This window comes from Paraburkholderia sp. Ac-20340 (assembly GCF_017104965.1).
GTDB lineage: Bacteria > Pseudomonadota > Gammaproteobacteria > Burkholderiales > Burkholderiaceae > Paraburkholderia.
The window spans coordinates 165,941-187,957 of the sequence record NZ_JAAGPR010000003.1 but is presented as its reverse complement, the minus strand read 5'-3'; the positions used below and the strand labels follow the sequence as shown (position 1 = coordinate 187,957).

Genomic DNA, 22,017 nt, shown 5'->3' with positions numbered 1-22,017 from the left:
CGCCCGATTTCCTGTCGCTTTACTGTGCTGCGCTAGCGGCTTCCGGGGCGCTGGCTGCGGCAGCCGGCGCCTTGGCCTTCGGCTTCAGCTTGTGCTTCGGATGCGCCGCACCCTTCGGGCCGTGATCCGGGTGACGGAAGGTCGTGTCCGCGAGCTTCTTCTGTTCCGGCGAGAAGCTGGTGTACAGCGGCTCGAAGGCCGTCACGAGCTTCTGCATGTCGTCGGCGTGCGCCTGGGTGATCTGGGCGTACTGCTTCATGTCGTCGAGCGCGTTACGCTGCGCTTCGCCTTCCACGCGCTGCTTGTACAGATCGGCCATGGTCTGGCCGTTGCTGCGCATGACATCGGCAAACGTCTTCCATTGCGGCTCTTGATCGGCGGTGATCTTCAGCGACGAGTGCAGGTAAGCAATACGCTCTTCCACGCGCTGCTGATGCTGCGCGGCGCGCACATCGGCGCTCGATGCGGCTGCGGCGACCGGCGTGGACGCGGCTGCCGTTTGTGCGACAGCGCCTTGCGCGAAGGCGGCGCTCATCGTGAGCGTAGCGGCCAGGATGACGAAAGCTTTCTTCATTGTTGCTCCTTGAATCTTCATTTCGTAGCGAGTTTGTAGCTGTCTGGAAGCCACTTTGTAGCGAGTAGGCACAGGACCGCGTGGTACAGCCGTGGTGCGAGCCTCATACACACACGTTGCAGTCGTGTTGCAGGCGTTATTAGTACCACGTTATCGCGACAAAACGGCGCCGATGCGACAACTGCTTACAAACGAAACGCTCGGAAATAAGCTGAAACACCCTGCATCCGGCGTGCATACGCGCGCGATAATGATGCGACCTTTCGCTTCGATCACGCTACAGGAGCCGTCACCACGATGAGACCGCCGCGCCTCGACCAACTCGACGACCTCGACCGCAGCCTCGTTGCGCTGCTGCAGGAAAACGCGCGGGAAAGCGTGGCGAATCTCGCGCGCCAGCTCGGCGTTGCGCGCACCACCGTGCTCGCGCGCATCGCGCGGCTCGAACGTTCGCAGGTGATCGCGGGCTATGGCGTGCGGCTCGGTCAGGACGTGCTCGATGCGAGTCTGCAGGCGTGGGTCGGACTCATCATCGCGCCGCGCCACGGCCCCGATGTGCAGAAGCGGCTGGGCAAGATGCCCGAGGTGCAACTGCTCTGCGCGGTATCCGGCGAATACGATTATGTGGCGTGGCTGCGCGCCGATTCCCCCGAACGTCTGAACGAACTGCTCGACCAGATCGGCGGCATGCAGGGCGTCGAACGCACCACAACATCGATCGTGCTCGCACGCAAGATCGACCGCGGCACGGTGATGGGATAGGGCGCTTCGCGCGCCGCGTTGATCCCTTGTTAACGGCGTTTTTACGCTTTTTCGTCATTTCGACGAAAATCATCGTCAGAATGACGAAATCTGACGTCGATACGCATCATTTTGCGCCTATGATCTGATTTTGCACCTCCCTAGACTGTAGTCGAGCGGGCGCGGTATGGCCCCGACCACAGAACACTAAAAGGAGATGCAAGATGAAAGTCGCGATCGCAGGCGCCGGGCTGATCGGCCACACCATTGCACACATGCTGCGTGAAACCGGGGATTACGAAGTGGCCGCGCTCGACCGCGATGCGCATGCGCTCGACGTGCTTTCGGCGCAGGGCATCCCCACCATCCGCGTCGATTCCGCCGATGCCGCCGCGCTGCGCGGCGCGCTCGAAGGCTACGACGTCCTCATCAATGCGCTGCCGTACTACCTCGCGGTGAACGTGGCCTCGGCGGCCAAGGGCGCGGGCGTTCATTATTTCGATCTGACCGAAGACGTGCGCGCGACCCACGCCATCCGCGCACTCGCCGATGGCGCCGATCACGCCTTCATGCCGCAATGCGGGCTCGCGCCGGGCTTTATCGGCCTGGCCGCGCATGCGCTCGCGAGCCGCTTCACTGAAATCCGCGAAGTGAAGATGCGCGTGGGCGCGCTGCCGCAGTTCCCGACCAACGCGCTCAAATACAACCTCACCTGGAGCGTGGACGGTCTCATCAACGAATACTGCCAGCCTTGCGAAGCGATCCGCGATGGTCGGACGCAATGGGTGCAGCCGCTCGAAGGCCTCGAACACTTTTCGCTCGATGGCGTGGAGTACGAAGCATTCAATACGTCGGGCGGGCTGGGGACGCTATGCGAAACGCTAGCGGGCCGGGTGGAATCGCTCGATTACAAGTCGGTGCGATATCCTGGCCATCGCGCGTTGATGCAGTTCCTGCTCGAAGATCTGCGTTTGTCGGGTGATCGCGATGTGCTCAAGTCGATCATGCGCCGCGCCATTCCCGCCACCGAGCAGGACGTCGTGCTGATCTTCATGACGGTCACCGGCATGCGTAACGGCCAGCTGGTGCAGGAAGTGTTCACACGCAAGATCTTCGCGAAGACGGTCTGCGGCGTGCCGATGAGCGCGATCCAGATCACCACGGCGGGCGCGATGTGCGCGGTGCTCGATCTGTTCCGCGAAAAGCGCCTGCCGCAAGCGGGTTTCGTGCGTCAGGAGCAGGTGTCGTTGACCGATTTCCTGGCGAACCGTTTCGGTCAGGTTTATGAAGGCGCGACGCTCGATGCGTTTGCGCCAGTCGCGGTGAGCTGAAGCGCTCCGCTCGCGATCGACTCAACCCGCCCGCACCAGCCGATCGAGCAAGGCGTCGTAATCGGCTGGGGTGGGCGCGGTCGTATCGAACACGATCAGATCGTCGCGTTGCGCGCCTTCCGGTTCGAAACGCCGCTGACGATATTCGTCCCAATGCGCGAGTTTCCAGGCATCGTCGGGATGCGCGCGCGCCACGATGCGCCGGTGCGCCGTCGCTTCATCGGCATGGACCCAGACGGCGGCGAGCGCCACGTCGTCAGTCACGCCCAGCCAGCTTCGATCGAGCAAACGCCGCTCGCGCACTTCGCGCGAGAGCGGCCCGACCACCAGCACGCTCACGCCCAGCGCCAGATTTTCGCGCGCAGTATCGAGCACGCCCTGATATTCCGGGTCGCGCAGATGGTGGAGAAAGAGCGGACTGTCGCGGTCGTGCGGATCTTGCCCGAGCGCGGCCAGCGTCGCCGCACTGGTGCGCCCGTAGAGCGTGTCCTTGTCGAGCAGGCAGAAGGGTTCGCCCGTCGCGCGGGCGAGCGGGGCGATCAGACGTTTGGCGAGCGAGGTCTTGCCGGTGCCCGCGTGGCCGCAGAAGAAAACCAGCCGTGTCACGCAGACCGGTCCGATGCCTCGCCGGGCGGTGCGGCGGCGTCGCCATTGAGCAGCTTGCCGTTGGCGTCCAGCCACATCACGTTGATGATGCCAAAGCCAAGCGCCACGCCGATGCCGAGTATCCACGTGAAGTACCACATAGTCTGCGTCCTCCGGGGATTGACGGGGTGAGCCGATTCGTTCATCGACCGAAATCGCGCGATCGCGCGCCAATTCCCGCAGCATATACCATTGCCGTCAGCGTGCCCGGAACAAGTGCCGCCCGACGGTGCGCCGCCCGACGCAGCAGCCTGGCCCAGTGCGTATATGATGGGCGCTCGCAGGCCGGCAGTAAAAATCGATAAAGCCGATAAACGCCGATAGACACCAGGGGACTACGCCCATGCCATTGCGCGTATGCAGAGAGCGTCACCGTTCGTGGAATACCGCTGCCGTGGCGCTGGCCGCGGCATCCGCGCTGATGCTGACGCTGGCGCTCGGCGGCTGCGCCGAAGAAGCCGCGCCCGCCATGCCCTTCAAGCCGGTGCCGCAGGCGCGTATCGACAAACCGGGCTACACCGAGCCGGGCGAAGGCCTCGTTGCCGTGGACGTGCGGCGCGAGCGCACGCGCAACGTCGTCGTCAAATTTCGCGATGCGCCCGTCTATATCGATGGCGAAGAAGTCACCGATCTCATGGACGGCGAGCACGTCACTTTTTACCTGAAGCCGGGCGTCCACCGCATCGGCGTGACGACGCAGTTCGATCCAGTGGTCGAGCTGCGCTTCATGGTCGATCCGCGCTACACGAATCGCGCGAGTGTAACGTTCGACAAGGATCATCGGATCGGCATCCGGCGCGTGGCGCAGTGAATGCTGCCCGCCGCCGCGCATGAACCGATGGCGGTTTGCGCGCCGCAGACTTTCACCTCGCTTTCATCAAACGCCCGCAGGCACCCTGGCACCGCGCTTGCTACGCGCTTTGCGGAACTGGCGCCGCGCGCGATGGTCGATGCAACGCTTACACTGGCAAGCGCTTTACCGTATCCCGTAACAATTTGAGGACAGGCGGCGCGGCTTTATGCGTGCGCGCCGCCGGGACGAACCCGAACATGCTTATCAATTGCGCCGCGTATCAGGGCGGCAAGAAACTGGCCGATATCGACGTCGAGGCCATCAGCGACTATCTGCAAAAGCCCGAGTGCTTTGTCTGGGTCGCGCTCAAGGACCCCGACGCCGGCGAAATGGCCGCGATGAAGGAAGAATTCGGCCTGCACGCGCTCGCCATCGAAGACGTGATGAACGGCAACCAGCGCCCCAAGATCGAGGAATACGGCAACACGTTGTTCGCGGTGTTCCACACGATCGAGATCGACGGCGAAGGCGAAATCATCACCGGTCAGGTCAACGTGTTCGCCGGGCCGAACTTCGTGCTCTCCGTGCGCCATCGCGCGGTGCAGGGTTTCCAGGACGTGCGCGCGCGCTGCGAGCGCGAGCCGGATCTGCTCAAGGAAGGCTCGGGCTTCGTGCTCTACGCGCTGATGGACAGCGTGGTCGACCGCTACGCGCCGGTGCTCGAAACGCTCTCCAGCGAGATCGAGGAGCTGGAAGACCGCATCTTCGAGAAACACACGCTCGGGCAGTCGCGCGCCATCATCGAGGATCTGTACTCGCTCAAACGCCGCCTCGTGATCCTTCAGCATCACATCACGCCGCTCGTCGATGCCGTGGGCAAACTGGTGGGCGGGCGCATTCCGCAGGTGTGTCTGGGCATGCAGGCGTACTATCGCGACGTCTACGATCATCTCGTGCGCATCTCCAACATGATCGACGCGCGCCGCGAAATGATCGTCACGGCGATCCAGGTGAATCTCGGCATGATCTCGCTGGCCGAGAACGAGGTGACCAAGCGGCTTGGCTCGTTTGCGGCATTGTTCGCCGTCCCGACCATGATTGCGGGTATCTACGGGATGAACTTCGAACATATCCCTGAGCTACATTTCAAGTACGGTTACGAGGTTTGCCTCGCCGTGATGGCGGCCATCGACGTGGTGCTGTACATCCTGTTCCGCCGCGGCGGCTGGCTTTAAGCGGGTTTGGCTGCATCGCTCGTTGCGGTGCAGCAGCATTGACCCGCGCGCCGCGAACCCACAGAATGGGTCGCCTGCAAACGTTTGCGTATAAACAGAAATACGGCCCAGCCGGGCCAGACAACCGGAGACTACCAGGATGAACTCCCGCATTCGCCGTCGCGTTCTTTGTACTGCTGCTGCACTCGTGACGGTCGCCGTCACGGCCGGTGTGCCGCTTTCCGCACACGCCCAGGCCGCCGGCCACAAGCCGAAAGTTGCACTTGTCATGAAGTCGCTCGCCAACGAGTTCTTCCTCACCATGGAGACCGGCGCGAAGGACTATCAGAAGCACAATTCGGGCGAATTCGATCTCGTCACCAACGGCATCAAGAACGAGACCGATACGGCCGCGCAGATCCAGATCGTCGAGCAGATGATCGTTGCCAAGGCCGACGCCATCGTGCTCGCGCCCGCCGACTCCAAGGCGCTCGTGCCGGTCGTCAAGAAGGCCGTGGATGCGGGCATCATCGTCGTCAATATCGACAACCGGCTTGACCCGGATGTGCTCAAGTCGAAGAACCTGAACGTGCCGTTCGTGGGCCCGGACAACAAGAAGGGCGCGCGTCTGGTCGGCGACTATCTGGCGAAGAAGCTCAAGGCTGGTGACCAGGTCGGTATCGTCGAAGGCGTGTCGACCACCACCAACGCGCAGCAGCGCACGGCCGGCTTCAAGGACGCTATGGACGCGCTCGGCGCGAAGATCGTCTCCACGCAGTCGGGCGAGTGGGAAATCGACAAAGGCAACGCGGTGGCCTCGGCGATGCTCAACGAATATCCCGACCTGAAGGCGCTGCTGTGCGGCAACGACAACATGGCGATCGGCGCCGTGTCGGCCGTGCGCGCGGCGGGCAAGCAGGGCAAGGTCTACGTCGTGGGCTACGACAATATCGACGCCATCAAGCCGATGCTCAAGGACGGCCGCGTACTCGCCACCGCCGATCAATACGCGGCAAAGCAGGCCGTGTTCGGTATCGATACGGCGCTCAAGGCGATCAAGGATCACAAGAAGCAGGCCGAGCTGTCGGGCGTGGTCGAAACGCCGGTCGTGCTCGTCACCAAGTAAGGGCGCTTTCGGCCGCTTTTAGCCCCAAGCCACGCCTCGGGCGGCACAAAATATGCATGCCGAATTTTCTGCGTGCATCGTCCGGGGCGGTTTCCCGTTGCAGTCCGGTCGGCTGGCCGGGCGCGGTAGCGCAAGTGTAATAAACCGCTCAAGAAAAGCTGTGCGCCGCCGTTAATCGTAGCGTGATGGTTGCGTGATCGTCGCATGTGCCGACGCGCTACCGGAAGCGTATTCCCGGCGTGCCGCCCAACCGGCGGCCGCCAGCTTGTGGAGAGGGCGGGCCAGCGCGTACCGCGCGCCGGCCGCGCCCTTTTTGTGCGGATCGTACGCGGTGCCCAGGGCAATCGATTCGCCATGGCAGGCAGCGTTCGAGGCAGCGACTACAGGATCGTGATGGAAGCAATGGCCCCCGATGCACAGTCCCCCGCACCCGCCGACGGCGTGGTGCTGACGGTGACTGGCGTCGGCAAGACCTACGAGCAGCCGGTGCTCGCCGACGTCAGCCTCGCGCTGCGCGCAGGCGAGGTGCTTGCGCTGACGGGCGAGAACGGCGCGGGCAAGAGCACGCTCTCGAAGATCGTGGGCGGCCTGACTACGTCGAGCGCCGGCAGCATGACGCTGATGGGCGCGGCCTACGCACCGGCCAGCCGCAAGGAAGCCGAAGCGCTCGGCGTGCGCATGGTGATGCAGGAACTCAACCTCCTGCCGACCCTGTCGGTCGCCGAGAACCTGTTCCTCGACCGTCTGCCGCGCGCGAAAGCGTTCGGCTGGGCGGGCTGGATCGATCGCGCGCGCCTGCGCGAGGACGCGCGCGCGGCGATGGCGCAGGTCGGCCTCGAAGCGATCGATCCCGATACGCTGGTGGGCGAACTGGGTATCGGCCATCAGCAACTGGTTGAGATCGCGCGCAATCTGATCGGCACCGAGGGCGCGCCGCTGCGTGTGCTGATCCTCGACGAGCCGACCGCGATGCTCACGGGCCGCGAAGTCGAATTGCTGTTCGAGCAGATCGCACGGCTCAAGGCGCGCGGCGTGGCGCTGGTCTACATCTCGCACCGGCTCGAAGAGCTGGAGCGCATCGCGCAGCGCGTGGCCGTGCTGCGCGACGGCCGGCTGGTGCGCGAGGACGCGATGGCGAACCTCACGCCCGATCGCATCGTCGCGTTGATGGTGGGCCGCGAACTGGGCGAGCGCATCGATCTGGGCGAGCGCAACATCGGCGCGACCTTGTTGAAGGTCGACGGCCTGGCGCGTGCGAATGCCGTGCGCGACGTGTCGTTCGACGTGCGCGCGGGCGAGATTTTTGGCGTCTCGGGCCTGATTGGCGCGGGACGCACGGAGTTGATGCGCCTGATTTACGGCGCCGATGCGAAGGATCGCGGCACGGTCGCGCTCGCGCCCGCGCCGGGCAAGACGCCGGTGCCGGTGCGGATCGATTCGCCGGTCGATGCGGTGCGAGAAGGCATCGCGCTGATCACCGAGGACCGCAAGGGCGAAGGATTGTTGCTGCCGCAACCAATCGCCGCGAATGTCTCGCTCGGCAATGTGGGCGCGGTGTCGCGCTACGGCGTGGTGGACGCGGCGCGCGAAAACGCCATGGCCGCGACGCAGATCGATGCAATGCGCATTCGCACGGCAGGACCGGGGCAGGCGGTGGGCGAACTGTCGGGCGGCAACCAGCAGAAAGTGGTGATTGGCCGCTGGCTCGCGCGGCGCGCGTCGAGCGATGTGCGCGTGCTGCTGTTCGACGAACCGACGCGCGGTATCGACGTCGGTGCGAAGTTCGACATCTACGCGCTGATGGGCGCACTGGCGCGCGAAGGCCGCGCGCTCGTGGTGGTGTCGAGCGATCTGCGCGAACTGATGCTGATCTGCGACCGCATCGGCGTGATGTCGGCGGGAAAGATGACGGCCGTGTTCGCGCGCGGCGAGTGGACTCAGGACGCGCTGCTGGGCGCGGCGTTCGCGGGCTATCGCGCCGAGGACGCCATGCTGGCCGATGCCGCCGATCTGCCCGAAGTGGAAACGGATGGCTCTGGAACGGGCCCAGGAGGAAGCGCTTCATGACGAATCAACCGTTGCGCGAACAACCATCGCCGTCGGGTCACGATGGCACGCAGGCGGCGAGCGGCAAGCCTGCGGGCACGCGCTTTGGTTTGTCGAATTATCTGGGGCTGGCGCTCGCGCTGGTCGCGATGATCGTCCTGTTCTCGCTGCTGAGTTCGCACTTTCTGACATACGATACGTTCAGCACGATCGCGAACCAGATTCCCGATCTCGTCGTGATGTCGGTGGGGATGACCTTCGTGCTGATCATCGCAGGCATCGATCTGTCGGTGGGGTCGGTGCTGGCGCTCGGTGCGTCGGTGGTGAGCGTGGCGGCGCTGAAGTGGGGCCTCGGCGCGTTGCCGTCGGCGCTGCTCGGTCTGCTGGCTGCGGCCGCGACCGGCATGCTCACGGGCGCGGTGACGGTGGGCTGGCGCATTCCGTCGTTCATCGTCTCGCTCGGCGTGCTGGAGGCGGCGCGCGGTCTGGCGTACCAGATGACGAATTCACGCACGGCGTATATCGGCGATGCATTCGATTTCCTCTCGAATCCGATCGCGTTTGGCATCTCGCCCGCGTTTCTGATCGCCGTCGCGGTGATGGTGATCGCGCAACTGGTGCTCACGCGCACGGTGTTCGGCCGCTATCTGATTGGTATCGGTACCAACGAGGAAGCGGTGCGGCTCGCGGGCGTCGATCCGCGGCCGTACAAGATTCTGGTGTTCGCGCTGATGGGCGCCTTGTCGGGCCTCGCGGCGCTGTTTCAGGTGTCGCGTCTCGAAGCCGCCGATCCGAACGCGGGCGTCGGCCTCGAACTGCAGGTGATCGCGGCCGTGGTGATCGGCGGGACCAGCCTGATGGGCGGTCGAGGTTCGGTGATCAGCACGTTTTTCGGCGTATTGATCATTTCCGTGTTGGCGGCGGGACTCGCGCAGATCGGCGCGAACGAGCCGACCAAGCGCATCATCACCGGCGCGGTGATCGTGGTGGCGGTGGTGCTCGATACGTATCGCAGTAACCGGCGCAGCAGAAGTCGCAGCGGCGGGAAGTGAGCAACAGGATTCAGCAGTTAGTCACGCAGTCAGTCGTACAGGTAGTCAAAAAAAGCAGAACAAGCGATGCATCAGGTAGCAAGGCAGGCTGCGGACCGGGCAGCCCGCGCATCGCAGCAATAAGAACGTAACGAGGGCGCGCCTGCGTAGCAGACCAGCAAACCAGCGCAGGCGCCGGGAGCAATCGCCGGGAGTACGGCGGCAGCAGTAGAAAACGCGCAGCACAAAGCAGGAGCAACAGAAAAATGGCGACGATCAAAGATGTGGCCGCCGTGGCGGGGGTGTCATTCACGACGGTGTCGCATGTGGTGAACAATTCGCGGCCCGTGTCGGCGGACGTGAGGGCCAAGGTCGAGCAGGCAATCCGCGAGCTCAACTACGTGCCCTCGGCGGTCGCGCGCTCGCTCAAGGCGCGCTCGACGGCGACCATCGGGCTCGTCGTGCCCAACGGCACGAATCCGTATTTCGCGGAACTCGCACGCGGCGTCGAAGACGGCTGCGCGCAGAAGGGCTACTGCGTGTTCTTCTGCAATTCCGATGACGATCCCGTCAAGCAGCGCAACTATCTGCGCGTGCTGCAGGAAAAGCGCATCGACGGCCTGATCGTGGCCTCGGCCGGCGACGACGCCGTGCTGGCCGCGACACTGGGCGACACGCGCGAGCCGATCGTGGTGGTGGACCGCAACATCGAAGGCCTCGACGCCGATCTCGTGCAGATCGACCACGAGCGCGGCGCGTGGCTCGCCACGCGCCATCTGCTCGAACTCGGCCACTCGAATATCGGCTGTATCACCGGCCCGGTCACGACCGCGGTGAGCGCGATGCGCGTGCACGGCTTCCTGCGCGCGATGGCCGAACGCGGTATCGAAATCGCGCCAGGCGCAATCGTCGAAGCGGATTTTTCGGGCGCCGGCGGTTATCGCGCGGCAGCGCAGCTGTTCGACAGCGTGCGGCCCAGCGCGATTTTCGCGGTCAACGACATGATGGGCATCGGCGCATTGCGCGCGGCGGCCGAGCGCGGCCTGCGCGTGCCGGCCGACTGTTCGATCATCGGCTTCGACGATATCGAACTGGGGAATTTCACCTGGCCCGCGCTCTCGACCGTCGGGCAGCCCGCGCGTGCGCTGGGTGAAATGGCGGCGCTCACGCTGATCGAGCGGATCGGCAACAACGATCGCGAGAAGAGCAATAACGCGAAGGTGCTCCGGCGCGTCATGACGCCGCAGTTGCTGGCGCGCGAATCGACCGCGCCGTGGAGCGGCATGCAGGAATCGCAAGCCGAACCGGAATCCGAACCCGAGCCTGCCTCGCTCGCGGCCTGACATCGCACCAGAGCGTTTCGACATCATCCCGTTGCGAATACAACGTGGTGATGTCGATCCAGCGCTACCTCCCTGATTGCGTTCGCAGACCCGATTCGTCGGGCGTCTGCCGCATTGTCAATAATTCGAAAGCTGCAGCGGGGCATTTGTAACTGTTGCGCCATGCATTTCGATTTTTTCTTCATACCATATAACAATTTCAAGTCTCTCAAACGTTTGCCGTAAACGAATTCAGAGCAGGTTAAACGCAGTTATTCGCGCAGTTATTCGTTTTTATGGGCGGCAGCCTCCGCCTTCGGCAAGCACGGGAGAGTCATGAACAAGGGCATCAGCATCAAGGCACGCATCGGCCTCACGATGGGTTTTCTGGCGACGCTCATCGTCGTCATCAGCGTGGTGGGATTGCTTGGACTCACGCGCTCCAACGACGCCTATCGCGATACCTACACGAATCAGATGCCAAGCGGCCATGCGGTGAACATGGCCGAAATCTACGCCGCACGCGAGCGCCTCGCGCTCGACCGCGCGGCCTTCCAGATCGGCACGCCCGACGCGGCGGTCACGCTGGGCCGCGCCAAAGAAATGCGCGGCGTTTCGGACGGCTTCTGGAAAAAGTATCTCGATCTGCCGCGCGGCCAGGACGAAGACCGTCTCGCGCAGGACGTCGCCGCCAAACGCGACGCGCTGCATCAGGCCGCCGATACCTTCGCCGCGACCGTCGCGGCCGCCGACCAGAGCAAGGTGCTCGACGGCGCGAAAGCGCTGCAGGCCGCCTACGACCAGCTCTCGAAGGCCGACAGCGCGCTCGACAAGCTGCAGACCGGCCTCGCGCAGGACGGTTTCGACGCCTCGCAGGCGGCGTTCAGCGAGCTTCGTATCGCCGTGGTCGCCGCGCTGCTGATCGGCATCGGCGCTTCGGTGTTCTCGTTCCTCGCACTGCGCCGCGCGATTTCCGAGCCGCTCGGCGAGGCGCTGGGCGCCTTCACGGCGATTGCGGCCGGCGATCTGCGCCGCCCCGTCGTGGTGCGTACGCGTGACGAAATGGGCGAACTGCTCGGCGGCGTCTCGCGCATGCAGAGCAGCCTGACCGACACGGTGCGCTCGGTGCGCGAAGGCGCGGAGTCGATCGCCACGGCCACGCGCCAGATCGCGGCCGGCAATATCGACCTGTCCTCGCGCACGGAAGAGCAGGCATCGGCGCTGCAGGAAACGGCGTCGAGCATGGAAGAGCTGACCGGCACCGTGAAGCAGAACGCCGAAAACGCCCGCCAGGCGAGCCAGCTTGCGGCCAACGCTTCGGAAATCGCCAACAAGGGCAGTAGCGTCGTGAGCCAGGTCGTCGGCACGATGGGCGATATCAACCAGAGCTCGGCGAAGATCTCCGACATCATCACGATCATCGAAGGCATCGCGTTCCAGACCAACATTCTCGCGCTCAACGCGGCCGTGGAAGCGGCCCGCGCGGGCGAGGAAGGCCGGGGCTTCGCCGTGGTGGCGGGCGAGGTGCGCAGCCTGGCACAACGTTCGTCGGCGGCGGCCAAGGAAATCAAGGCACTGATCGACACCTCGGTCGAGCGCGTGCAGGCGGGTTCGGCGCTGGTCGACGAAGCCGGCCGCACGATGACCGAGATCATCGGCGCGGTGCAGCGCGTGACCGACATCATGGGCGAGATCGCCGCCGCGTCGCAGGAACAGTCGAGCGGTATCGACCAGGTGGCGCGCGCCGTCACGCAGATGGACGAAGTCACGCAGCAGAATGCCGCGCTGGTGGAAGAGGCCGCCGCCGCCGCGCAGTCGCTGGAAGACCAGGCGGGCCGTCTGCGCGCCGCCGTGGCCGTGTTCAGCCTGGACGATCACAGCATGTCGACGACGTCGTTTGCGCCCGCTGCGCCGGTCCTCGCGGCGCCTGCCAGCCCGAAGCCCGCAGCGCGCCCGGTCGCGAAGGCCGCTGCCGCTCGCCCGGCGCCCAAGGCTGCCGCATCGTCCGCATCGTCCGCGCAGTCGGCACCGAGGGCTGCCGCTCCGGCCGCCGCCCGTCCGGCAGCGAGCGCCTCTGCCCCGGCCGCGGCTACGGCATCGAACGACGACTGGGAAACGTTCTAAACCGGTTTGCGCGGGTTTCGTCGGCGTAATAAGCCGCCGAAAAGCGGCTGAGAACCGGCTGAACCCGCGCTTCACAACGGCAACTCATGCCGGATGAATTTGCGCCGCTGTCTTGCAGCGGCGTTTTTTTTGCACGTAAGGTGCCTGCGCGTACCGCGCCGGGATGGTTACGGTACATTGTGTGTCGTGTCACGCTCGCAGCCCGGTGCGCAAGGTACACTGCGCCGCAACTGGACCGGGTGGCCCGGGAGGCCGCCGCAGGGCGTGCGAGGCGAGGGCCGGAGCGGTTCAAGGCCGGGAGAAGCCCGGGAAAAGGCCAGCACAACGGGACAACGGGGCGGCAATGCGGTCACGAATGGGCGCCAGGGAGGGCGCGCTGCATTGCCGGACATCAGCATCAAGCGGATTCAGCTGGATTCGGGCGGATTCAAGCGGATTCACGCGGATCAACGCAATTCAGACGAATCCGGCGGCCTCGCGCCGCCATCGAGCCATGACGACAACGTGCCTGTCCGCGCCAATCGCCAATGCGGCGTTGGCCGGCGAACGTACAACAAGGACCCAGACATGACACGTGACGATCTCGTGCAACGCCTCGTGACGGCGCGTCAGCGCCATCACCTGATCGAGACGCTGCCGCCCGAAAGCCTGCCGCCCGACGCGGCCACCGCCTATGCGATCCAGCAGGCCGTGATCGACGGCCTGGGCACCGCCACGGGCGCCTGGAAGATCGGCGCACGCTCGCCCGGCGGCGCCGCTTCGGGCGCACCGATTCCCGCCACCCTGGTGCATGCGTCGCCCGCGCGCGTCGATCGCCAGCACTTCTTTCGCGTGCTGGTGGAACTCGAAATCGCGTTCCGTTTCGCCGAGCCGGTCGCGCCGCGCCCCGACGCCTATGCGCGCGACGAAGTGCTCGCGCTGGTCGGCCAGGTGCTGCCGGCGATCGAAATCGTCGATAGCCGTTTTGCCGAATGGCCCAATGTCGCGCCGCTCGCCCAGCTCGCCGATGCGCAGAACAACGGCGCACTCGTGACCGGCCATGCGCAGCCCTATGGCACGCTCGCGCGCGCGCTGGATTTCGTCGCGCCCGAACTCGAACTGACCTTCGACGGCGTCTCGCTCGTGCCCGAAGCGCCCGGCAATCCGGCGGGCGATCCGCGTGAATTGCTGCTGTGGTTCGTCAACCATTGCGCCGCCATGGGTATCACCATCGAACCCGAATGGACGATTACCACGGGTTCCTACGTAGGGGCTCACCGCATCGAAGGCCCGGGTCTGCTACGCGGTCATATCGACGGATTCGGCGAAGTCGAAATCGAATTCGTGTGATGCAGATCTGATCCCGTCTCTGGCGCAGCGAACGCATGCGTCGTCACATTTCATTACGGCCATTGCGCGATTTGCGCGATGGCCGTTTTTCATTCGGCTCGCCGCTGACTTCGTGCACCGAAATGTTTCGCGCAAACTGTCACGCGTGACATGTTTAACGTGTCGGCCATGCAGCGAGCACAAAAATGCCACTACTGACGATAGGGGCAGCAGCGCGCAAAAAACACTGTGCAGATGCACGAATAAATGCGCGGCAGGTCACCGACGCACGCCAATACGACGCGTAAAACGAGAAAAAACGCGCAGGCAACGATAGGGCATCCGCGCGGCATCAGCGAAGGCATCGCCGGATCGAACTGTTACAAATAAGGCGATGAAAAAGCGTTGCAGCGTGTACACGCGCTTGCGCGGCCATGCGTTGAGGGAGGAAGTGGTGCGCGGGAAGGAGGAGCGAGCGGACAGTGCGGCTTAACCTTTCTCGCGATGCTCGAACGTCGAAGACCGTTGCGATCTATCTGCGATTATGTGCAACTCACCGCAGTAACATCGGCAGTAATATCGCACACTACGGCGTGAAACTTGCGAGGGTGGGAAGATCATTGTAAGTCGTGTTTCGCGTAGCTCCAAGCACTCAAATCGGCCCTTGAATCCGGCGCGATTTATGTGTGAAAAAAAATTCAAAAGGGTTTAGGATGAATTCGAGCGATGTCGTTTCCGATTAGCGCGCCGCGCACGACATCGGTCGCAGATCTCGGCGAGGAGGTAGCATGGATATCTACAGCAGCTTCGCGACCCGCTTCGAAAAAACGCGAGAAGAGGAACTCTCGCTCGAGGAGTATCTCGCGCTCTGCAAAGAAGATCCCAGCGCGTACGCCACGGCTGGCGAACGCATGCTGACGGCAATCGGGGAACCAGAACAGATCGATACCCGCAATGATCCGCGCACGTCGCGCATCTTTGCGAACAAGGTCATCAAGGTGTATCCCGCTTTCCGCGAGTTCTATGGCATGGAGGACGTGATCGAGCAGGTCGTCGCGTACTTCCGCCATGCGGCGCAAGGACTCGAAGAAAAGAAGCAGATTCTCTACCTGCTCGGTCCTGTGGGCGGCGGTAAATCGTCCATCGCCGAGCGTCTCAAGCAGCTCATGGAACGCGTGCCGTTCTACTCGATCAAGGGCTCGCCCGTGAACGAGTCGCCGCTGGGTCTGTTCGACTACGACGAAGACGGTCCCATCCTCGAAGAGCAATACGGCATTCCACGCCGTTATCTGAAGAGCATCCTGAGCCCGTGGGCCGTCAAGCGCCTGCACGAATACAACGGTGACATCCGCAAGTTCCGCGTGGTGCGCCGCTATCCTTCCATCCTGCGTCAGATCGGTATCGCCAAGACGGAACCCGGCGACGAGAACAATCAGGACATCTCGTCACTGGTCGGCAAGGTCGATATCCGCAAGCTCGAGCAATACGCGCAGGACGATGCGGACGCCTACAGCTACTCCGGTGGTCTGTGTCTCGCGAACCAGGGTTTGCTCGAATTCGTCGAAATGTTCAAGGCGCCGATCAAGGTGCTGCACCCGCTGCTCACGGCGACCCAGGAAGGCAACTTCAAGGGCACCGAAGGCTTCGGCGCGATTCCGTTCAACGGCATCATTCTCGCGCACTCGAACGAGTCGGAATGGAAGGCCTTCCGCAACAACCGCAACAACGAAGCACTGCTCGACCGGATCTTCGTGGTGAAGGTGCCGTACTGCCTGCGCTACTCGGAAGAGATGAAGATCTACGAGAAGCTGCTGCGCAATTCGTCGCTGGCCGATGCCGTCTGCGCACCGGGCACGCTCAAGATGATGGCGCAGATGTCGGTGCTCACGCGTCTGCAGGAACCCGAGAATTCCAGCCTCTTTTCGAAGATGCAGGTCTACGACGGCGAGAATCTCAAGGACACCGATCCAAAGGCCAAGTCGTACCAGGAGTATCGCGACTTCGCCGGTGTCGACGAAGGCATGAACGGGGTGTCTACGCGTTTCGCCTTCAAGATTCTCTCGCGCGTGTTCAACTTCGATTCGACCGAAGTGGCAGCGAATCCGGTGCATCTGATGTATGTGCTCGAACAGCAGATCGAGCGCGAGCAGTTCCCGCCGGAAACCGAGCAGAAGTATCTGTCGTTCGTGAAGGACGTGCTGGCGTCGCGTTACGCTGAATTCATCGGCAAGGAGATTCAGACCGCGTACCTCGAATCGTATTCGGAATACGGTCAGAACATCTTCGATCGCTATGTCACGTACGCCGACTTCTGGATTCAGGACCAGGAGTTCCGCGATCACGACACCGGCGAGAGCTTCGACCGCGCGGCCCTGAACGCCGAACTGGAGAAGATCGAAAAGCCGGCGGGCATCAGCAACCCGAAGGACTTCCGCAACGAGATCGTCAACTTCGTGCTGCGTGCGCGTGCTGCCAATGCCGGCAAGAATCCGGCCTGGATCAGCTACGAGAAGCTGCGCGTGGTGATCGAGAAGAAAATGTTCTCGAATACGGAAGAACTTTTGCCGGTTGTCTCGTTCAATGCAAAAGGATCGGCGGAAGAGCAACGCAAGCATGAAGACTTCGTCAACCGCATGGTGGCGAAGGGCTATACGCCGAAGCAGGTCCGGTTGCTCTGCGACTGGTATCTGCGTGTGCGCAAGTCGTCATGAGCGCAGAAGCTTTACCTTCCTGCTGCGCCGCCGCAACGATCGTGCGGCGGCGCAAAAGGAAACTCCGGCAGGGCGCAGGCCACGCAGCCGCGAGCGGGTGAACGCGGCAGGCACGGCATCCCAGACTGCGCACCTCGCCCATTCCAAACTGGAGCGGGAGACTGGATGTGCTTCATCAAATCATCGACCGCAGGCTGGCAGGCAAGAACAAGAGCATTGCAAACCGCGAGCGCTTTCTGCGCCGCGTGAAAAACTATATTCGTCACGCCGTCTCGGAAGCGGTGCGTGACCGCAGCATCAAAGATATTCAAAGCAATCAGAGCATCACCATTCCGCGCAAGGACATCGCCGAGCCTTCGTTCCGGCACGGCCCGGGCGGGCGGCGCGAAATGGTCCATCCCGGCAACGAGGATTACATTCGCGGCGACCGTATCGCGCGCCCGCAGGGCGGCGGAGGCGGTGGCGGCAGCCAGGCGAGCAACGAGGGCGAAGGTCAGGATGACTTCGTGTTCGAGCTCTCCCGCGAAGAATTCATGCAGTACTTCTTCGACGACCTCGAACTGCCGCGCCTCGTCAAAACCCATCTGATGGCGGTGCCCACGTGGAAGAGTATCCGCGCGGGCTGGGCGGCCGAAGGCACGCCCAATAATATCGACGTGGTGCGCTCGCTGCGCAGCGCGCTGGGCCGCCGTATCGCGCTGGGCGCGCCGCTCGTGAACGAGCTGCATGCGCTCGAAGAGCAGCTCGAAGCGCTGATGTCCGATACGACCGATCGCCGCGACGACATCAAGATTCTCGAAGACGAGATCCACCATCTGCGCGGGCGCATCTGGCGCATTCCGTTTATCGATCCATTCGATCTGCGTTACGTGAACCGCGTGAAGCAGCCGCAGCCGTCCAGCCAGGCCGTGATGTTCTGTCTGATGGATGTGTCCGGGTCGATGGACGAGCAGCGCAAGGATCTGTCCAAGCGCTTCTTCATCCTGCTGTACCTGTTCCTCAAGCGCAACTACGAGAAGATCGAGGTGGTGTTCATCCGTCACCACACGCGCGCCGAGGAAGTGGACGAAGACACCTTTTTCCATTCGACGGAAAGCGGCGGCACGGTGGTTTCGAGTGCGCTGGAACTGATGAAGAAGGTGATCGAGGACCGTTATTCGCCGAGCGAATGGAACATCTACGGCGCGCAGGCGTCCGACGGCGACAACTGGACCGACGATTCGCCGAAGTGCCGCAAGCTGCTTGCGGATGACATCCTGCCCAAGGTGCGCTATTTTGCCTATATTCAGGTGACGCCGGAGGAGCAGAATCTCTGGCTCGAATATGCGCAACTGGCGCTTTCCGAGCCGGCGCTCGCGATGAAGAAAGTCGACACGGCGGCGGATATCTACCCCGTGTTCCGGGAGCTTTTTGAAAAACAGGTAGAGCGATCATGACGACGCGACACCTGCACAACGAGGCGCGCGGCTATGAGCCGGAGCGCCGGAAAACGGGCGGCCGCGGAACCGGGCAGCATGGCGATCACGACGCCGCCGCCGGAATGGGGGGACATGACGCCGATCCCGCGCGCAGCGATGCGCCCGGGGCCGGCGGGCACGAGCTCCCTCCTGAGCGGCGGTTTGCGCAGAATAGGGAAGTGCATATGAACGTAGCCGATAGACGGCCGTTGCCGTGCCCATCCGACTGGACCTTCGATCTGATTGAAGAGTACGACACCCATATCTCGCATGTTGCAGAGCAATACGAACTGGACACTTACCCTATCCAGCTCGAATTGATCAGCGCCGAGCAGATGATGGATGCCTATGCCTCCGTCGGCATGCCGGTCAATTATCGCCACTGGTCGTTCGGCAAGCATTTTCTCTCCACGGAGAAAAGCTATCGCCGGGGCCAGATGGGTCTCGCTTACGAGATCGTCATCAACTCGAATCCCTGCATCGCGTATCTCATGGAAGAAAACACCATGACGATGCAGGCGCTCGTGATCGCGCACGCGGCTTACGGCCACAACTCGTTCTTCAAGGGCAACTATCTGTTCCGCCTCTGGACGGACGCGCACGCGATCGTCGATTACCTCGTCTACGCGAAGAATTACATCGCCGAATGCGAGGAGCGTTTTGGGCTCGATCGGGTGGAGGAACTGCTCGACTCGTGCCACGCGCTGATGAATTACGGCGTCGATCGTTACAAGCGCCCGCAAAAGCTTTCGCTCGAACGCGAGGCCGCGATGCGCCGCGAACGCGAGGCGTATCTGCAATCGCAGGTCAACGAACTCTGGCGCACGCTGCCGAAAACGCAGCAGCCGATCGCCGAAGAAACCGACGAACGCTATCCGCCCGAGCCGCAGGAAAACCTGCTGTATTTCGCGGAAAAGAACGCGCCGCTGCTGGAGCCCTGGGAGCGCGAAGTCATTCGCATCGTGCGCAAGGTGGGGCAGTATTTTTATCCGCAACGTCAGACTCAGGTGATGAACGAAGGCTGGGCGACCTTCTGGCATTACACGCTGCTCAACACGCTGTATGCGCAAGGCAAGCTGGAAGACGGCTTCATGATGGAGTTCCTGCATTCGCATAGCAATGTGGTCTATCAGCCGCCTGTCACCAAGCCTTACTACAGCGGGATCAATCCGTATGCGCTGGGCTTTTCGATGATGAGCGACATTCGCCGCATCTGCGAAAACCCCACCGACGAAGACCGCCGGTGGTTCCCGGAACTCGCGGGCAGTCCGTGGCTGAAGGCGCTGCACTACGCAATGCGCAATTTCAAGGACGAGAGCTTTGTTGCGCAGTATCTGTCGCCGCATCTGATCCGGGAAATGCGCCTCTTTTCCGTGCTCGACGACGATATGCGCGATGCGCTCGAAGTCTCGGCGATTCACGACGACAGCGGTTATCAGTACGTGCGTCAGGCGCTTTCGCGCCAGTACGACATGCATCATCGCGAGCCGAATATCCAGGTGTGGTCGGTGAATACGCGCGGCGACCGTAGCCTCACGCTGCGTCACTTCATGAGCGACAACCGCCACCTTTCCGGCGATACCGATGAAGTTTTGCGGCACATGGCGCGCCTCTGGCAGTTCGACGTGTATCTGGAGAGCGTCGATGAAAACGGCACGGTCAGGAAGCGCTATGACTGCCGTTACGTGCCGCCGGCGGTGAGGGTTTAACACTCACTCGCGTTCTCCCTGCGATGCGGTAACCGAAGGCCAGCCTGAGCGCTGGCCTTTTTTCTTGCTCGCGCTTTCAAGTGCCTTTTAGTCGGCGAGGCAGAAGGGGCCGCGCTAAGATACGTCGCTATTCGTGCTGTGTATTTTTCATCGAGGATTCACGGAGGAGACGTTGCGGATGCAAGAATCGAAAGGACGCTGCCATGGCGCTTGACCTGTTCAGAGGCGTGCGGCCGATCACGCGCGAAGGTGCATTGCGCGATGCCAAAGCGGGCGTGCTGCTCGCGTCGATGAATATCCCCCAGTTGCTTGGCTACGCGCGCATTGCGGGCATGCCTGCGGTGACCGGCATTTACACGGGCTTTTTGCCGCTGATTGCGTTTGCGTTGTTTGGCGCTTCGCGTCATCTGGTGGTGGCGGCCGATTCGGCCACGGCGACCATTTTCGCCAGCAAGCTCTCGACGATGGCCGCGCCCTCCAGCGCGGAATATGTCGCGCTGGCCGGCATGACGGCCTTGCTCACGGCCGCGATGCTCTTGCTCGCGCGCATCTTCAAACTGGGCTTTCTCGCGGACTTTCTCTCGCGCACCGTGCTGGTGGGTTTCCTCACCGGCGTGGGCATGCAGGTTGGCGTGGCGATGCTCGGCGATATGCTGGGCATTCCGTTTACCTCGCGGCGCACAGTGCTGCAGATCAAGCAGATCGTCCTGCAATTCAACACGATTCACTGGCAGCCGCTCGCCATTTCCGCTCTGGTCGTCGCGACGATTCTGCTTTTCAAACGTTTGAAGCCCGGCTGGCCGGTGCCTTTGCTTGCGGTCGTGGGCGGCATCGCAGCGAGTGCGAGCTTCGATTTCGCGGGCCACGGCATTGCCATTACAGGTCCGGTGGAAGGCGGTTTGCCGCATATCGACTTCCCCGGCGTGGGCTGGTTTCAGATGATCGATCTGCTGCAGGTGGCGGCGTCGTGCTTCGTCATCATCGTCGCGCAGAGTGCTGCGACGAGTCGCGCTTTCGCGGAAAAATACGGCGAACGTGTTGATGAAGACCGCAATCTGCTCGGTCTCGCAGCAGCGAATGCAACCGCCGCAATCAGCGGCGCTTTCGTGGTCAATGGCAGTCCTACGCAAACGGCAATGGGCGATCAGGCCGGTGCACGCAGCCAGTTTGCGCAGCTTGTATTTGCGGGCGTCGTGGTGGTCGTGTTGCTGTTTTTTAGCCGCTGGTTGCAGTATTTGCCGCGTTGTGTGCTGGCTGCGATCGTCTTCACGATTGCCGTGGGTCTCGTGCATATCGGCCAGTTGATCGACATGCGCGCGGAAAGCCGTGGCGAATTCCGGCTTGCCGTCGTGACGGCGATTTCGGTCGTGGTGATCGGCGTGGAGAACGGCATTCTGATTGCGATCGGGCTGTCCTTGCTGCGTCATGTCCGTCATAGCTATCGCCCGCATACGATGGTGCTGATGCCGAACGAGGCGGGCCGCTGGATGCCCATGCCCGCGCAAGCGGGGCAGATGACCGCGCCCGGTTTGATCGTTTACCGCTTTGGCGCAGACCTTTTCTACGCAAACGATCATTTTTTCGTCGACGATTTGCGGCGTTTGATCGACGGTGCGCCTGCGCCCGTGCGTTGGCTGGTGATCGATGCCGCAGCCATTACCGATGTCGATTATTCCGCGGGTCGTTCGGTCAACGAATTGTGTGAATCGCTGCGCAATAGCGGCGTGCACGTAATTTTCGGCCGCGTGAACCGCTATCTGCGCGCCGATATGGACCGCCACGGCATCACGCCCGTGATCGGCGCGGAAAACATCTACACGACCCTGCACGAGGCGCTCGCCGCCGTGCATCCCGAACTCGACGCGCACGCCGACGCCTGACACGC

17 protein-coding genes are annotated in these 22,017 nt (G+C 62.9%); 14 read left to right on the top strand and 3 right to left on the bottom strand.

The window, feature by feature from the left end; translation table 11 throughout:
• Positions 1–19: 19 nt before the first annotated feature.
• Positions 20–574, bottom strand: coding sequence for a Spy/CpxP family protein refolding chaperone (locus tag G3N59_RS06060; RefSeq protein WP_205981655.1), 555 nt, complete (start codon positions 572–574; stop codon positions 20–22).
• A gap of 297 nt (positions 575–871) precedes the next feature.
• Here G3N59_RS06060 and G3N59_RS06055 point away from each other — a divergent pair, with 297 nt between their 5' ends.
• Positions 872–1,336, top strand: coding sequence for an Lrp/AsnC family transcriptional regulator (locus G3N59_RS06055; protein ID WP_103703784.1), 465 nt, complete (start codon positions 872–874; stop codon positions 1,334–1,336).
• Between the two features lie 203 nt (positions 1,337–1,539).
• Positions 1,540–2,646, top strand: coding sequence for a saccharopine dehydrogenase C-terminal domain-containing protein (locus G3N59_RS06050; RefSeq protein WP_205981654.1), 1,107 nt, complete (start codon positions 1,540–1,542; stop codon positions 2,644–2,646).
• Positions 2,647–2,667: 21 nt separating this feature from the next.
• On the opposite strand, the gene G3N59_RS06045 is transcribed toward G3N59_RS06050, so the two are convergent.
• Both G3N59_RS06045 and cydX read right to left on the bottom strand, forming a co-directional pair.
• Positions 2,668–3,252 (bottom strand): ATP-binding protein, encoded by a 585-nt coding sequence (locus G3N59_RS06045; RefSeq protein WP_205981653.1) that lies wholly within the window; start codon positions 3,250–3,252, stop codon positions 2,668–2,670.
• Positions 3,249–3,392 (bottom strand): cytochrome bd-I oxidase subunit CydX, encoded by a 144-nt coding sequence (cydX, locus tag G3N59_RS06040; protein ID WP_205981652.1) that lies wholly within the window; start codon positions 3,390–3,392, stop codon positions 3,249–3,251. Before cydX ends, G3N59_RS06045 begins: the two co-directional genes overlap by 4 nt.
• A gap of 242 nt (positions 3,393–3,634) precedes the next feature.
• On the opposite strand from cydX, the gene G3N59_RS06035 reads away from it, so the two are divergent.
• From G3N59_RS06035 to G3N59_RS05980, 12 genes are all read left to right on the top strand, one after another.
• A complete protein-coding gene (locus G3N59_RS06035) occupies positions 3,635–4,102 on the top strand; it encodes a hypothetical protein (RefSeq protein ID WP_205981651.1) in 468 nt (155 codons plus the stop codon).
• 239 nt (positions 4,103–4,341) lie between these two features.
• Positions 4,342–5,319: a magnesium/cobalt transporter CorA gene (gene corA / locus G3N59_RS06030; protein WP_205981650.1), complete on the top strand. Its 978-nt coding sequence runs from the start codon at positions 4,342–4,344 to the stop codon at positions 5,317–5,319.
• A gap of 139 nt (positions 5,320–5,458) precedes the next feature.
• Positions 5,459–6,424, top strand: a complete 966-nt coding sequence (locus tag G3N59_RS06025; RefSeq protein ID WP_205981649.1) for a sugar ABC transporter substrate-binding protein — start codon at positions 5,459–5,461, stop codon at positions 6,422–6,424.
• Positions 6,425–6,826: 402 nt separating this feature from the next.
• A complete protein-coding gene (locus G3N59_RS06020; protein WP_205981895.1) occupies positions 6,827–8,491 on the top strand; it encodes a sugar ABC transporter ATP-binding protein in 1,665 nt (554 codons plus the stop codon).
• Positions 8,488–9,522 carry an ABC transporter permease gene (locus tag G3N59_RS06015; RefSeq protein ID WP_205981648.1) on the top strand — a complete coding sequence of 345 codons (1,035 nt, stop codon included), beginning with the start codon at positions 8,488–8,490 and terminating at the stop codon, positions 9,520–9,522. The genes G3N59_RS06020 and G3N59_RS06015 overlap by 4 nt, the downstream gene beginning before the upstream one ends.
• A gap of 245 nt (positions 9,523–9,767) precedes the next feature.
• Positions 9,768–10,844 (top strand): LacI family DNA-binding transcriptional regulator, encoded by a 1,077-nt coding sequence (locus G3N59_RS06010; protein WP_205981647.1) that lies wholly within the window; start codon positions 9,768–9,770, stop codon positions 10,842–10,844.
• 315 nt (positions 10,845–11,159) lie between these two features.
• A complete protein-coding gene (locus G3N59_RS06005; RefSeq protein ID WP_205981646.1) occupies positions 11,160–12,947 on the top strand; it encodes a methyl-accepting chemotaxis protein in 1,788 nt (595 codons plus the stop codon).
• A gap of 567 nt (positions 12,948–13,514) precedes the next feature.
• Positions 13,515–14,276, top strand: coding sequence for a hydratase (locus tag G3N59_RS06000; protein ID WP_205981645.1), 762 nt, complete (start codon positions 13,515–13,517; stop codon positions 14,274–14,276).
• A 767-nt stretch (positions 14,277–15,043) separates the two neighbouring features.
• Positions 15,044–16,966 carry a PrkA family serine protein kinase gene (locus G3N59_RS05995; protein ID WP_027814734.1) on the top strand — a complete coding sequence of 641 codons (1,923 nt, stop codon included), beginning with the start codon at positions 15,044–15,046 and terminating at the stop codon, positions 16,964–16,966.
• A 167-nt stretch (positions 16,967–17,133) separates the two neighbouring features.
• The gene (locus tag G3N59_RS05990; protein WP_205981644.1) at positions 17,134–18,402 is read left to right on the top strand and encodes a YeaH/YhbH family protein; all 1,269 of its coding nucleotides are present in this window, start codon (positions 17,134–17,136) and stop codon (positions 18,400–18,402) included.
• Positions 18,399–20,132, top strand: coding sequence for a SpoVR family protein (locus G3N59_RS05985; RefSeq protein ID WP_205981643.1), 1,734 nt, complete (start codon positions 18,399–18,401; stop codon positions 20,130–20,132). The genes G3N59_RS05990 and G3N59_RS05985 overlap by 4 nt, the downstream gene beginning before the upstream one ends.
• A 203-nt stretch (positions 20,133–20,335) precedes the next feature.
• Positions 20,336–22,012, top strand: coding sequence for a SulP family inorganic anion transporter (locus tag G3N59_RS05980; RefSeq protein WP_205981642.1), 1,677 nt, complete (start codon positions 20,336–20,338; stop codon positions 22,010–22,012).
• The last annotated feature ends 5 nt before the right edge of the window (positions 22,013–22,017 follow it).